We start from the raw sequence: 12,627 nt of genomic DNA on the forward strand, positions 1-12,627 counted from the left end.
ATGGAAAGGGTTCATCAAGAGTCCGATTCATTCTGCTTTTTTCATGGTGAGAATTATTTAATTAGCCTGAATCATAAGGATGCACATATCATCGCCTTGACCAGAATGATGTTCTTCAGGAATAACAAGATGAATTGGAGAACGGATATTGCTCCATTTTTCGGAAGCCAGTAACCGAAGTTTGCTCATCATAACTTCTTCATCAGACCCTAACGCTTCTAACACACCGTCAGTAAACAAAAGAAGCTGTATGTTATCTTCGTAATGAATCATAGATTTCTTCACATCGATTTTTTCGAAAAATCCTACGGCGTAACTGCCTCTTTCAATCGGCAGAAGCGAATGATTATCTACTAAAATATAACCTTCAGGATGGCCGGCATTTACATATTCAACCGTTTTCTTTTTCGTATCAATCAAAAGATAAATTCCTGTAAAATAATAATTATGATCGTTTCCAGGATTGTGAAGAAGTGCCATGTAGCGGTTTAACTCTTTAATCACCAGCTCCGGATCTGCGAGTTCTTTAATGGTATCCCTCATAACAGATGAAATAAACATACAAACGAGTGATGAAGAAATGCCGTGACCCATCATATCTAAAAGGATCACACCATACCGATGCTCGTCGAATTTATGCCAATAATACATATCACCGGCAAGCTTAAAAGAAGGCAGATGGGAGATATTAATCGTAATGTTTTCTTCCTCTAAAGGAGGATTCAATAAACCTTTTTGAACTTGCATAGCCAGATCAAGCTCATTTTGAATTTTTTGTTCTTGCTCAGCGTGCCAGTCTTTTTCATATTTCAAGCGGAGTGCTACTCGTATACGGGCAAGAAGTTCCACTTTGTTGATTGGTTTTGTAACGTAATCCATTCCTCCAGCGTCCAGAGCATCTGCTAGTTTACTAGAGTCTTCTAAAGCTGTAATAAAAATAATAGGAATATCCTTAAAAGCATCAATCTGCTGTATTTGGCGACATGCCTCTACACCATCGATTTCCGGCATCATAATATCAAGTAGGATGAGATCAACTGATTTTTTATTGATTTCTTTTTCGTTATGCCCAAGATAATCGAATAATTTTTGAGCGGAAGATAAGGAAACACAGTCATCATATCCTGCATTTTTCAAGATTTTTTCTATAACAAATAAATTTACAGGATTATCATCAACCATAAGAATTGTCATTTGTTGCTTTTCCCCTTAGCGGCTGTCCTTTTTGATAAGTCAGCCTGAAAATTACTTCTTCGTAAATCCAAGTATGTACTTTGTTAATTATACAAAATTTTGATTTAAACGCCTATTTTGTGCACTTGGATAAAGAATGTAATTTAAAAAGGCTGGCGATTTACACACAAGAAGTGTCCATCACTCAGCCCTTTGTTGTTATTGATCTTGGTGGTTACGCGCTCGAGCTTCGTCTGGACTTTCCATCTTTGCAGCTCCTGAATATTTCAAGCTTTGATCACGGTCAGATTCTACACGTCTTGACTCTTTCAGCTTTTTTTCTTGTCTGTCTCGACCCATTTGAAATTCTCCTTTCTTACATCATTTCCTTATAGTATGGAGAAAGAGGGACGTTTTTATGTATGGTAAAAGAAATTGAGGGTAAAGAAAAACAGCCTTCTTATTTGTTTTTACTAAGAGGGCTGTTCTGAAGTTTGATCTATAAATTATCCATTTACAATTTGTTTAATGTTGTTTAGGCGCACAACTTGTTTAGCATCTTCGAAATGTATTTCGAAATCTTCGGTTAAAGAAAAATCAACAACCGCAGTATTTGTTAATAAAGATGTAATTTCGCCTTTTAAACCGTCATTTGTTTCTATAATGTCACCGATTTTAAATTCCATCATTTATCCCCCAAAATATAAAATTTGTTCTATTTTACCATAATTGTTAGAGAAATACTTGATTTCGACAAAATTTCTATTTGTTAAGTAATTATAGCGAAAAAGATTAATTATTGCCAATTGAGGGCATTTAATGTTAACTTAAAATTAATATAAGTTAACATTAAAAAACAGAGGTGCTTTATACATGACAGTAAGAGAAATGACATATGTATCTTTATTTGCAGCAATTATGATTGTACTTGGTTTATTGCCTCCAATTGCCTTACCGTTTACACCTGTTCCGATTACCGCACAAACATTAGGTGTTATGCTGGCCGGAGTCGTCTTAGGTGCAAGACTGGGATCAATCAGTATGATTGTGTTCCTATTAATTATTGCAATCGGTGTCCCAGGACTCGCTGGCGGAAGAGGCGGCTTGAGCGCTCTTTTTGGACCGAGTGCCGGTTATCTGTTCAGTTGGCCGATCTCAGCATTTTTAATCGGCTGGTTAACTGATAAATCTCGACAGTCGCTAAGTGTTTGGAAGGTCTTTTTATATAATATAATCGCAGGAATTATTTTTGTTTATGCTTGTGGAATTCCAGTTCAGGCAATGATTATGGACATAAGCTTTAAAGCTGCTGCCATTCCATCTTTAGCATACTTGCCTGGTGATTTGACTAAAGCAGTAATAGCAGCAATACTTGGAGTTAAGGTTAGAGAAAGATTGAAGATAAATAATCATTCGTATACACAAAACAAAACAATCAATGAGTAAAGATTGCCTTCGGGCAGTCTTTTTATTATAGGAGGAAGTCTTGTGCTCATCACTGATACGATACAACTAAATGCCCTAAATCATCCAACGAAAACTGCAATTCAGATGGGCGAGGAAAAAATAACTTATCAAAATTTACATAGTACCGTCCAAAATACGACAAACTTTTTCTTTTCACAGTCTTTTAAAGGTGATCAAGGCAAGGTTGGTCTATTTTTGCCAAACAGTATTGCTTTTTTACAATATTTCTTTGGAGCTATAGCTGCTGGCTGGATTGCGGTTCCACTAGATCCAAAATGGAAGGCAAATGAACTTCAAGAGAGACTTATACAAAGTGACCTGGATCTTATCATAACAACTGAAAAACTAATGAATCAAATCGATTCCTGGAATGAAATCATAATCTTGGACTCCGAAATGGGTGCAGCTCAGCATGTAAATACGAAGCATTCGATCAATGATGAATCCCTTTTTTATATGGGATTTACTTCAGGTTCTACGGGCAAACCAAAATGTTTCGTTCGCAGCCACCGGTCATGGGTGAGGAGCTTTGAATGCAGTGAAAAAGACTTCGGACTTTCTGCAAAAGATGTTGTATTAGTTCCTGGACCGCTTGTACATTCTCTGTTTCTTTATGCTGCGGTCAGTACGTTGTATTTAGGAGGAACCGTTAAACTCTTGCCGAAGTTTTCATCGAGAAAAACATTTAATGAGATTCAATCAGGAAAGTTAACAGGGGTATATGCCGTTCCAACCATGCTTGCAGCACTTGCGAACGAAATGACAAAATCAGATGATCGATCAAGTTCATTAAGGAAGATCATTTCATCAGGAGCTAAGTGGGAGCCAGGATTGAAAAATAAAATTAATACGCTGTTTCCAAAGACTGAGCTTATCGAATTTTACGGAGCTTCAGAACTTAGTTTTGTGAGTTATATCAATCATACAAAAACCGATTTTAATCCTTTATCAGTGGGCAAGCCTTTTCATAATGTGCAATTATCGATTCGTGATGAAGATGGAAGTGAAGTGTCGTGTGGTGAAATCGGTACACTGTACGTTAAAAGTGAGATGCTGTTTTCACATTATTTGAACCGGCCAGATGCTAATAGGGAGGTCTGGGCTGAGAACGGCTGGCTAACCGTCGGTGATCTTGCAAAACGGGATCAGGACAAGCATCTCTACATCATCGGAAGAAAAAACAATATGTTGATTACGGGCGGACAAAACGTATATCCAGAAGAAATCGAGAATGTTCTTCACTCGATGGCAGGAATCGATGAAGCAGTGGTTTTCGGAAAAAAAGATGCTTATTGGGGTGAAAAAGTTTTAGCAGCTGTAAAACTTCAAAAGGGATCAAACTTATCATCCCAAGAAATCCAGCGTTATTGCAGGCAATATTTATCAGTTTATAAAGTTCCGAGGCAAATTCTTTTTACAGAAGAATTTCCTTATACCGAAAGCGGAAAAATAGCACGTACTAAAATAAAAGATTACTACGACCAAGGAGTATTCAACTGATGAAAACAGCAGTCATTATTGATGCAAAACGAACAGTAATCGGGAAAAAAGATGGTTATTTTAAGGATGTTCCGCCTGAAAACCTTGCAGCAGCAGTCATTCGAGCGATTCTAAAAGAAAATAACATTCCATCTCATATGGTCACTGATGTCATCTTAGGTAACACCGTTGGCCCAGGTGGAAACCTGGCACGATTATCCGCATTAACGGCAGAACTTCCCTTTTCAGTTCCGGGATTCACGGTAGACAGACAATGCGGATCAGGGCTTGAAGCGATCAATTTAGCGTGCCGACTGATCCAATCTGGAGCGGGTGATATTTATATTGCGGGCGGTGTTGAATCTGCCAGTACCTCAACTTATCCAAAAAGAGCTCGCTTTTCACCTGATGTCAATGGAGATCCAGATATGGGGGTCGGGGCTGAGAATGTAGCTGAATACTACAAAATTACGCGTGAAGTGCAAGATGAATATGCCCTCTTAAGCTATAAAAGGACTCTTCATTCTATCGAAAAAGGACGATTTTTAAATGAGATTGTTCCTTTTAAAGATACACCTCTAAGAGATGAAGGGATAAAGCCCATGCCAACTTTAGAGAGAATTATTAAACGATCGAGACCTGCGTTCAAAGAGACCGGAACCGTAACAGCTGCAAATTCTTGCGGTGTGAATGATGGAGCTTCCGTCGTTTTAGTGATGAGCGAAGAAAAAGCGAAAGAGCTGCATCTTCTGCCAAAATTAAAATTCATAGACAGTGTATCTGCGGGTGTAGACCCGAACCTTCCAGGGATCGGACCTGTTCCTGCTGTTAATTCAATTTTACAAAGAAACGGCAATGTTATTGAGGAGATTGACGTATTTGAATTAAATGAAGCATTCTCCTCCCAAGTTGTGGCTTCAGCCCAAGAGCTCAATATTCCTTGGGATAAACTGAACAAAGGCGGAGGAGCCATCGCATTTGGCCATCCGTATGGTGCGTCTGGAGCCATCTTGGTTACATCGTTATTAAGAGAAATGACAGATGAAGACCGTTATGGTATTGCCACATTAGGAATAGGCGGTGGACTTGGAATCGCAACGCTTTTTGAAAACATGAGGAAAGGGTGATCATCAATGGATTTCAAACTATATGAAGGAACAGAAACAGCTCCAGTGACGATTAAAGTTACGAATGAACTTCTAAATAACTATCTACAAGCAACAAAAGGTTCAACTTTAATAGATTCGCAATTTGTTCCGCCTGCCTTTCCTATGATTTTTTATCAATATATAAAAGTACCTTGGCTGGAGCAGCAATCATTCATACATAAAGAACAAGTGTTCTCGTATGAACATCCTATCTCGGTAGGCGATTCACTTCAATGTACCGTTTCCTTAATTTCGGTTGAAAAAAGACGCCGTTTTCTCGTTTTGCACCAAGAGCTTATTGGCAAAAACGAAGAGAATCACATCGTTTTTACAGCAAAATCGATTCTTTTAAAGGAGGCGGAATAATGGAGCACCTAAAAGAGGGCTTAACCTTAGAGCAGCTTTACTTTCCAGAGATCAAAAAAGAAATGGTTGAGGATTATGCAAAAGTGTCAGGTGACTACAATCCAATCCATCTGGACCAAGAAGCTGCACAAAAAATGGGGTTTCATTCACCGATTATTCACGGCATGCTTTCGATGGGACTTGCCGCTCAAATCGCTGAACCCATTTTAAATGAAGGCTATTGGGTAAAACAGTATGAGACAACCTTCCGCTCACCGGTATTTACTGGAGAAGCGCTCACCATACATGGAACGATCACAAAAATAGAAAAAGAGCTCCTGACGATCGAGATAATCGCCAAAAGCTCCTCAAACGATAAAATATTAACGGGAAAAATCATCTTAAACAAGCTGTGATTCATTATTTCCACACATTTGATTTGTAATCACAGACTTTTTTAACTTAATCTCACAAATATGGATCATAAACCGAATCGCTCGACACACGAAAGGCTGACCCATTGGGATCAGCCTTTTTTTGCGGTCGCTCTACTTAATCAAAGTTAGCTTAACACGATGTCGCTCACAGTTCGGTCAACGATGCGCGCACCTTTTTTCGCTGCGTAATCACCGCCAGACGAAATGAAGATGTTTTGAGCAATAATTGTGTCCATCGCTGCTTCTACAGCTGCCGGATCAACGGGTTCAACAGGAGCATCCAGTCGGATGGTCACCGTTTTGTTCTCAGTGTTTAGAAACTGCAGTTCAAGTACTTTGGCCATCAAAATCCCTCCTTTCCATTATATTTTCATTTCACGCCACTCGTATTAAGAGTTAATCGCGAAAGAATCATTGCGTCTGATCATAAGAAGCGGGTATTGCTGAAGACCAGAAAGTGCTGTTGCCACTGCGTAAAGCTGGTCTGGGGTAGAAGCTGTTTTTACGTTCGCGAAGTTTTTGAACTTCACAACCGGTTTGTTGTCAGCGTCTAAACCGCCATCAAGCTCCAAGCGCATGGACGAATCGACTAAAGCTGCTGTAGCCATGTGCCTCACCTCCTTTCACTCTATAAGTTCCTGAAAAGTGAAAGAAAGAGCCATCGCTAAAAAAGATTATTTTTCACATGGCAGATTCATAGACTTATCCACAATTGACGCGATTTTCACGAAAATCCACCCTTATTTTCCTCGTTTTTCTCAAAACCGCCACAAAAATGTGTAGCAATACTCCATATCATCTTCAATCTGTGGATAACTAATCCCATATGTCAGGAAAAAGTACCGCTCTCTGATCGTTTGCTCAATATCATTTCTAAAACATGCTGATTTGTTTAATATCTACTTCATTTCTATAGTAGGATTACCGCGGAATTCCCCGAATGTGCGCACATTCCTAAAGGACATTATCCGATGAAAGAAATGACTTTTGAACAAGTTGCCTCTCAGTTTGATCCGCTAATTAAATCTCAAATCCGAAACTACAATTTACGGTCACGTTTTGACCAATACTATCAAGCTGGTTTACTCGGACTTTGGAACGCTTATGAAACATTTGATCCGGAGAAGGGGCAGTTCTCTTCATATGCATTTCTTAAAGTGAGGGGACGTATTTTACAAGAATTTAGAGGAGAAATGAGACGGCTGGAGAAAGAAGATAATCAAGATCCCCATGAATCTTTTGTATTTAAAAATCTCTCACACACGGACACTATTCCCTTTTTAGAAGATGAATCGTTGAACCTTTACTTAGTTCACCTCACCCAAAATCAGCAGCGCTGGGTCATCCATCGTATATGTGAAATGAAGAGTGAAGCGGAGATCGCAGAGATGTTTGATGTTTCCGTTTACGCGGTAAAATCATGGCGAAAAGCGGCTATCAAAAAGCTTCGATCGGTTTTAAACACCAAATAAATTGTAACTTTCTTACTACTTGAATTCATGGATATAATTCATTAATTAAGGTATAGTTAGAATCTGTGATGGTAAATTTACTAATTTTACCCATAATTGTAAGTAGAAATATAGTGTACTAAGTTGATAGGGAAAAGCTTATACATGTACTAAGAGGGGGACAACCAAACGATGGAAACACAAGTTAATCAGAATCCTGGAAGTAAAAAACGTCCGATCATAATCGGGCTCGTCATCATCGCATTACTTGCGATTGGTGCTACTGCTTATGCGATGTTTATCGATCTCTCGCCGCGTGAACTGTATTTAAAATCAGAGCTGAACACGTTTAAAACATTGAACGAATCGCTAAACGAAAGCTTTGAGGATGCACTGTCACTTCAAGAAAAACAATCGAAAGAAGCCTATAAGTCTGAAGCGCGTGTCAGTGTAGATATGGACACGGATAAGCTGGGAGCAGGCGGAATGGAAGCGGCGATGATTGGTTCGATTTTAAAGTCGAGTGAGCTGAAATTCACGACACAGCATGACCCGAAAAAAGAAGAGGGTTTAGCTGACATGGCTTTGACCGTAAACGGCGCAGACCTTGTGAAAGCAGAGTTTTACCAAAACAATAAAGAAACAGCATTAAATGTACCTGCAGCGTACAAAAACCGCGTTTATTTTCCAAACGAAAAGTTTGGCGACGTGATGCGAAAGTTTGACCCGGCATATGCTGGAATGGAGAAGCTTGAAAATTTCTTTAAAGCTTACGACGGTTACCTAGCAAGTGAAGAAGAGCGTGAAGATCTGTTCAAAGAGTACGCAAAAGTGTACGCAGACAGCATTAAAGAGAACAATGTAAAACTAAAAGAAGATGTTGATTTTAAAGGAGAAAAACTTCGCCAGTTAACCGTGACCCTTTCTGAAAAAGAAACAAAAGATTTGATCGTGAACTTCTTAAAGAAAATGGAGTCTGATGATGATTTCCTAGATGCCATGGCTGAACAAGCTTCCTTGTCCGGCGGACTGCCAACAGGAACGATGATGCCGGCACCGGGGACGATGAGTAAAGAAGATACGAAAAAGGAACTGAAAAACGGATTGAAAGAAGCACAAAGAGCAGTGAAAGAAGAGGCAGCTTTCCCAGAAGGAATGAAGCAGGTTGTGCTGATCGACAGCGATGAAAACGTAGTAAAACGTGATTTGAAACTGAGTGCAGCAGCAAACGGCGGAGAAGTGATTCCGCTGAATTACGCGACTGAAAGCTGGACGAAGGACGATGTTACCAACTCTTCGTGGACTTTGAATGCTGGTCCAGAAGGGCAAACAGTTCTTGTGGATATAAAAATGACGAGTGAACCAAAGGGAAAAGGTACGAAACGCGATATTAAAGCAAAATTCGAATCAGATGAAAATGGGTCAACACAAGGCATCGGATTCCACGTAAAAGGTGAAGGAACAAGTGAAAAATCAAACTGGACAGCTGAGCTCGTTCCAGCAGGAGACATGCCGGCTCAAATCCCTCAAGGAACACTTGAGATTGAGCATAAAGGCGACCAAAACCTGGATAAAGACTTTGCGAATCACGATTACAAAGTGAGGCTTATTTCAAATGACCCTTCACTTGGCGATCTGAATGTAGGATTAACCATTAAAACGAAAACAACATTCGGCAAAAAATTAAAATTCCCTGAACTTGCAGAAGGAAAAGCAGATAACTTAGCCGAAATGAGTGATGCAGAGATGATGGGCCTAATGTCCGAAATCCAGCGCAACCTCCAGCAGTTTATGGGTGAAAACGCTCAGTTTATGGAAGGGCTATAATATATAAAAATAAGAAGGACAGAGATAAAGGTAACTCACTTATCTTTGTCCTTTTTTAAACACAACAAGAGAGAGGAATTATTTTATGAGGCAAACGTTACTCATTGCCCATTTAACCATGAAATGCTGGCTGAAGCAGCCGTTCCCGCTTTTCGCGATGATGCTGTTTCCGCTCCTGCTGCTCTCAATTACTTACCTTGGCTTGAAGCCGTTATTGCAAGACAAACAATGGATAGAGCCATTTGCAGTTGCAATCGTAGATGAGGACAACACCTTCGAAACGAAATTATTGATGAAGCAATACGAAAATTCAAAAGAAATCCGCAGCGTTCTTTCGTTTCAAAAGACGGACCCAGCAGCTGCAAGCAAACAGTTAGCAAACAATGAGATCGCAGGGATGGTAATCGTTCCAGAGGGGTTTACAGAAGGAATTCGAAACGGCAAAAACATTCCCGTTACCGTCATCGGAAATCCAGCCAAGCCTTTTCAAGCGGAATTGTTAAGACAAGTGATGGTCAGTAATGCGAATTTAATTTCAGCTGCGCAAAGCGGAGCAAATACCGTATTTCATTATTTGCGAAAAATGGATTTAAGTTCAGCTCAGTTTTCAAAATACCGGGACGTCATTATACCTGATTTCACCTTGCAGGCACTAAATCGAAATAAAATCTATGAAACTTATACCCTAAGCGCATTTGGCGGAATTACGCCCTTGGAGTTTTACAGTCTGTCTGGCATTCTGATCCTTTTAATGATCGGCGGTTTATTTGGCATGAGTTTAACGGCGAGAGGAGAACAAACTGCATTAAGAGACAGGCTTTCTTTGCAAGGTGTCAGATCTTCCGTCATTTTTTTCGGAAATATTCTGTCTATCTTTATGCTTCTTGCCTTTCAAAGTTTGGTTTTATGCACACTGCTGTTTATCATCACAAAAACGTGGAGTTTGTCTGCGATTGGAATCGTTGTAGCTTATTGTTTGGCTGTAAGCTCACTTTTTGCACTCTGTCAGGAGCTTTTTCAAAAAAACGGAGCAAAATGGGGAGCGGGATTACTATTGGTTGGAGGAATAACAGCAGCAAGCGGAACACTGTTGCCATTATCGTACTTGCCTGAAATCTGGCGGAGCATGAGTTTTATTAATATCATGCATCATACGCATCAAGCTTTGATAGGGTCGCTGTTTATTGGCATGACTGAATGGTCTCCCATCCTAATTTTGGTTGGATTTTCCGTGATCACTTGGATAGTCGGTCTATTCCTAATTATTGTGAAGAAGAGGTTGCTATGGTCTGGACAATTGCCGTTACACGTATAAAATTATTGCTTCAAAGTCCATGGAGCTGGTTAGGATTGGTTGTTCCTGTTCTTCTGCTCGGTTTCTTAGACCTGTCTGTAGAAAAAACAGCTCAAAACAGTAAAATTCCCGTCGTCATCGTGGATGAGGATGTATCTGATTATTCAAAACTGGTCATCGAAAGGATCAGAAAAAATCCTACCATTTCTGTAAAAACCGTTAGCCGAACTGAAGCGAAAAATGAAATTGAAACTCAAAATGCTTCACTCGGATTTCTGATTCCAGAAGGATTTATGGAACACATTCAAGAAAATGACACAGACGAACTCGTGACGATGTGGCTTTCCACAGGTTCAGTCTCACACGGGTTAGTCCGTGAAAACTTTGCGAGTGAAGTAAAGCGGCTATCGAGTAATTCTTATGGCGCGAGTACAGTCATAAAAACATACGGAAAAAGCGAGAATCTTAATGCTTCACAACAAAAGACGGTGTGGAAAGAGGCATGGGAATACAGCGATAATCAGTGGAAACCCAATCCATTAATGACGATCGATTATAAAGTCGGCGCAACGAAAGAAAAAGCAGAAACGGTTGAGAATCAAACACTATCGATTTACGTGCCTGGCATGCTATTACTGTTGATGCTGTTCAGTTTTCTATGGAACAGCTGGCCGATCAAAGACAGAGATGCGGGCATGCGATTTCGAGTTCCTTATACAGCAAGATCATCTTTCATATATTGGAGCGGGAACGCGCTCGGCGTTTTGATTTTACAGTTAGAACTGCTTGGTTTGCTGATTGGATTTGGCTGGTGGAAAGGTGAACTCGTCGTGAATTCATCAACTGTCACAGCATTAATCGGATATGTATTATTTCTGAACGCACTATCCCTCTTGTTCGCTTATTTCGTCTCAGCTAACCGGACATGGCAGGCGATCACTCTTTTTGTGGTACTCTCAACATCACTCTTAAGCGGAACCTTTTTTCCGAGTGATGAGCTTACAATCTTTTTAGAAAAAGCAGCACAATGGACGCCGCAATACTGGATCATGGCTGGACTGCATCAAGAGACACCGTTGATTCCAGCAGCTTTTATGGGAATCAGCATCATTCTATTCGGACTTTCAACGATAAAGGCAGGTGACAACGCATGATTGCAGCCAACCAACTTACAAAAAAATTCGGCAAAAAAGAAGTGCTGAAAGAGATGAACTTCTTTATAGAGAAAGGGGAAACAGTCGGCGTTGTTGGACCAAACGGCGCAGGAAAGTCCACACTTTTAAGGATTTTAGCGACAATCATGGGAACGACAAATGGAACGATACAAATCAGTGGCTTGGACGCAAAAAAAGACATGAAAAAGATTCGCGAAAAAATCGGATACGTTCCGCAGGAAATTGCGTTGTATCATGAGCTCACAGCCCGCGAGAATCTACGTTTTTTTGCAAAGCTCGCGAAATGCAAGTCAGAGCAAAGCTGGATGAGGCGGTGCGAAGAATGGAAACTGGCAGAACACCTCGATAAAAAGGTGAAGCATCTGTCAGGTGGCAACCAGCGGAAACTAAATATTCTCGTCGCTTTATTGCATAACCCTGAGATTTTAATATTGGACGAACCAACAGTCGGCATTGATATAACAGCAAAACAGGAAATTGTGAACGATCTGCGGCAGCTCGGGAATGAAGGCAAGACGATCCTTTATTCAAGCCATGACGCACAAGAGCTTGAGTCACTCTGCACATCCTTTCTCATTTTAAAAGACGGCGAGCTGGTCTTTTACGGATCCAAGCAAAAAGTCCGCCAATTCGGATCCATCGCACAATCAAAAAATTTTGCCGAAACACTTGGAGCGATTGTAGGTTGAAATATATGAAAAGGAAGACGCCAATTGGAGTCTTTCTTTTTTATTGCTTACCTAGTAATTAAATGCAAGATTCCAGTCAAAAAAGGTGAAAAACCGGTCCGAAATAAGACCAATATGGAAGAAGATGGACCATTTCATCTTC

Annotated in this window: 15 protein-coding genes; 10 read left to right on the plus strand and 5 right to left on the minus strand. The window is 40.1% G+C overall.

Translation table 11 applies throughout. The features are described 5' to 3' along the window. Nucleotides 1-57 precede the first annotated feature (57 nt). The 3 genes from RGB74_RS01770 to RGB74_RS01780 all read right to left on the minus strand — a co-directional run bounded on the left by RGB74_RS01770 (nucleotide 58) and on the right by RGB74_RS01780 (nucleotide 1,859). A complete protein-coding gene (locus tag RGB74_RS01770; RefSeq protein ID WP_310761277.1) occupies nucleotides 58-1,194 on the minus strand; it encodes a SpoIIE family protein phosphatase in 1,137 nt (378 codons plus the stop codon). Nucleotides 1,195-1,392: 198 nt separating this feature from the next. Then, the gene (locus tag RGB74_RS01775; protein WP_310258910.1) at nucleotides 1,393-1,533 is read right to left on the minus strand and encodes a YpzI family protein; all 141 of its coding nucleotides are present in this window, start codon (nucleotides 1,531-1,533) and stop codon (nucleotides 1,393-1,395) included. Nucleotides 1,534-1,679: 146 nt separating this feature from the next. Continuing rightward, complete coding sequence (locus RGB74_RS01780; protein ID WP_310761278.1) at nucleotides 1,680-1,859, minus strand: hypothetical protein; 180 nt, start codon at nucleotides 1,857-1,859, stop codon at nucleotides 1,680-1,682. A gap of 187 nt (nucleotides 1,860-2,046) precedes the next feature. Between RGB74_RS01780 and RGB74_RS01785 the strand changes: the two genes are divergently transcribed. From RGB74_RS01785 to RGB74_RS01805, 5 genes are read left to right on the plus strand one after another with little or no spacing between them, the layout of a single operon-like run. After that, entirely contained in the window at nucleotides 2,047-2,619 is a 573-nt protein-coding gene (locus RGB74_RS01785) for a biotin transporter BioY (protein ID WP_310761279.1), read from the plus strand. A 42-nt stretch (nucleotides 2,620-2,661) separates the two neighbouring features. Continuing rightward, nucleotides 2,662-4,140, plus strand: a complete 1,479-nt coding sequence (locus RGB74_RS01790; protein WP_310761280.1) for an AMP-binding protein — start codon at nucleotides 2,662-2,664, stop codon at nucleotides 4,138-4,140. Next, nucleotides 4,140-5,246: an acetyl-CoA C-acyltransferase gene (locus tag RGB74_RS01795; RefSeq protein ID WP_310761281.1), complete on the plus strand. Its 1,107-nt coding sequence runs from the start codon at nucleotides 4,140-4,142 to the stop codon at nucleotides 5,244-5,246. Before RGB74_RS01790 ends, RGB74_RS01795 begins: the two co-directional genes overlap by 1 nt. A 6-nt stretch (nucleotides 5,247-5,252) precedes the next feature. Continuing rightward, nucleotides 5,253-5,633 carry an FAS1-like dehydratase domain-containing protein gene (locus tag RGB74_RS01800; protein WP_310761282.1) on the plus strand — a complete coding sequence of 127 codons (381 nt, stop codon included), beginning with the start codon at nucleotides 5,253-5,255 and terminating at the stop codon, nucleotides 5,631-5,633. Next, nucleotides 5,633-6,028, plus strand: a complete 396-nt coding sequence (locus RGB74_RS01805; RefSeq protein ID WP_310761283.1) for a MaoC family dehydratase — start codon at nucleotides 5,633-5,635, stop codon at nucleotides 6,026-6,028. The genes RGB74_RS01800 and RGB74_RS01805 overlap by 1 nt, the downstream gene beginning before the upstream one ends. Before the next feature lie 146 nt (nucleotides 6,029-6,174). On the opposite strand, the gene RGB74_RS01810 is transcribed toward RGB74_RS01805, so the two are convergent. Further along, complete coding sequence (locus RGB74_RS01810; RefSeq protein ID WP_310761284.1) at nucleotides 6,175-6,393, minus strand: DUF2922 domain-containing protein; 219 nt, start codon at nucleotides 6,391-6,393, stop codon at nucleotides 6,175-6,177. A gap of 45 nt (nucleotides 6,394-6,438) precedes the next feature. Continuing rightward, nucleotides 6,439-6,657: a DUF1659 domain-containing protein gene (locus tag RGB74_RS01815; RefSeq protein WP_310761285.1), complete on the minus strand. Its 219-nt coding sequence runs from the start codon at nucleotides 6,655-6,657 to the stop codon at nucleotides 6,439-6,441. 363 nt (nucleotides 6,658-7,020) lie between these two features. On the opposite strand from RGB74_RS01815, the gene RGB74_RS01820 reads away from it, so the two are divergent. The 5 genes from RGB74_RS01820 (at nucleotide 7,021) to RGB74_RS01840 (ending at nucleotide 12,485) form a co-directional block, all read left to right on the plus strand. After that, nucleotides 7,021-7,521: a sigma-70 family RNA polymerase sigma factor gene (locus RGB74_RS01820; protein ID WP_310761286.1), complete on the plus strand. Its 501-nt coding sequence runs from the start codon at nucleotides 7,021-7,023 to the stop codon at nucleotides 7,519-7,521. Between the two features lie 171 nt (nucleotides 7,522-7,692). After that, nucleotides 7,693-9,327 (plus strand): DUF6583 family protein, encoded by a 1,635-nt coding sequence (locus RGB74_RS01825; protein WP_310761287.1) that lies wholly within the window; start codon nucleotides 7,693-7,695, stop codon nucleotides 9,325-9,327. An 85-nt stretch (nucleotides 9,328-9,412) separates the two neighbouring features. Next, nucleotides 9,413-10,642 (plus strand): ABC transporter permease, encoded by a 1,230-nt coding sequence (locus RGB74_RS01830; protein WP_310761288.1) that lies wholly within the window; start codon nucleotides 9,413-9,415, stop codon nucleotides 10,640-10,642. Next, entirely contained in the window at nucleotides 10,612-11,775 is a 1,164-nt protein-coding gene (locus RGB74_RS01835; protein WP_310761289.1) for an ABC transporter permease, read from the plus strand. Before RGB74_RS01830 ends, RGB74_RS01835 begins: the two co-directional genes overlap by 31 nt. Beyond that, on the plus strand, nucleotides 11,772-12,485 hold the full coding sequence (locus tag RGB74_RS01840) for an ABC transporter ATP-binding protein (RefSeq protein WP_310761290.1): 714 nt from the start codon (nucleotides 11,772-11,774) through the stop codon (nucleotides 12,483-12,485). Before RGB74_RS01835 ends, RGB74_RS01840 begins: the two co-directional genes overlap by 4 nt. The last annotated feature ends 142 nt before the right edge of the window (nucleotides 12,486-12,627 follow it).

Origin of the sequence: Bacillus sp. NEB1478, from assembly GCF_031582965.1 — a bacterium.
Lineage (GTDB): Bacteria > Bacillota > Bacilli > Bacillales > Fictibacillaceae > Fictibacillus.

What these genes read in the sequence shown, in the direction of transcription:
- RGB74_RS01825 (WP_310761287.1), top strand. Translation starts at nt 7,693, where the DNA reads ATGGAAACACAAGTTAATCAGAATCCTGGAAGTAAAAAACGTCCGATC.
- RGB74_RS01795 (WP_310761281.1), top strand. Translation starts at nt 4,140, where the DNA reads ATGAAAACAGCAGTCATTATTGATGCAAAACGAACAGTAATCGGGAAA.
- RGB74_RS01840 (WP_310761290.1), top strand. Translation starts at nt 11,772, where the DNA reads ATGATTGCAGCCAACCAACTTACAAAAAAATTCGGCAAAAAAGAAGTG.
- RGB74_RS01820 (WP_310761286.1), top strand. Translation starts at nt 7,021, where the DNA reads ATGAAAGAAATGACTTTTGAACAAGTTGCCTCTCAGTTTGATCCGCTA.
- RGB74_RS01835 (WP_310761289.1), top strand. Translation starts at nt 10,612, where the DNA reads ATGGTCTGGACAATTGCCGTTACACGTATAAAATTATTGCTTCAAAGT.
- RGB74_RS01805 (WP_310761283.1), top strand. Translation starts at nt 5,633, where the DNA reads ATGGAGCACCTAAAAGAGGGCTTAACCTTAGAGCAGCTTTACTTTCCA.
- RGB74_RS01775 (WP_310258910.1), bottom strand. Translation starts at nt 1,533, where the DNA reads ATGGGTCGAGACAGACAAGAAAAAAAGCTGAAAGAGTCAAGACGTGTA.
- RGB74_RS01780 (WP_310761278.1), bottom strand. Translation starts at nt 1,859, where the DNA reads ATGGAATTTAAAATCGGTGACATTATAGAAACAAATGACGGTTTAAAA.
- RGB74_RS01830 (WP_310761288.1), top strand. Translation starts at nt 9,413, where the DNA reads ATGAGGCAAACGTTACTCATTGCCCATTTAACCATGAAATGCTGGCTG.
- RGB74_RS01800 (WP_310761282.1), top strand. Translation starts at nt 5,253, where the DNA reads ATGGATTTCAAACTATATGAAGGAACAGAAACAGCTCCAGTGACGATT.
- RGB74_RS01785 (WP_310761279.1), top strand. Translation starts at nt 2,047, where the DNA reads ATGACAGTAAGAGAAATGACATATGTATCTTTATTTGCAGCAATTATG.
- RGB74_RS01770 (WP_310761277.1), bottom strand. Translation starts at nt 1,194, where the DNA reads ATGACAATTCTTATGGTTGATGATAATCCTGTAAATTTATTTGTTATA.
- RGB74_RS01815 (WP_310761285.1), bottom strand. Translation starts at nt 6,657, where the DNA reads ATGGCTACAGCAGCTTTAGTCGATTCGTCCATGCGCTTGGAGCTTGAT.
- RGB74_RS01810 (WP_310761284.1), bottom strand. Translation starts at nt 6,393, where the DNA reads ATGGCCAAAGTACTTGAACTGCAGTTTCTAAACACTGAGAACAAAACG.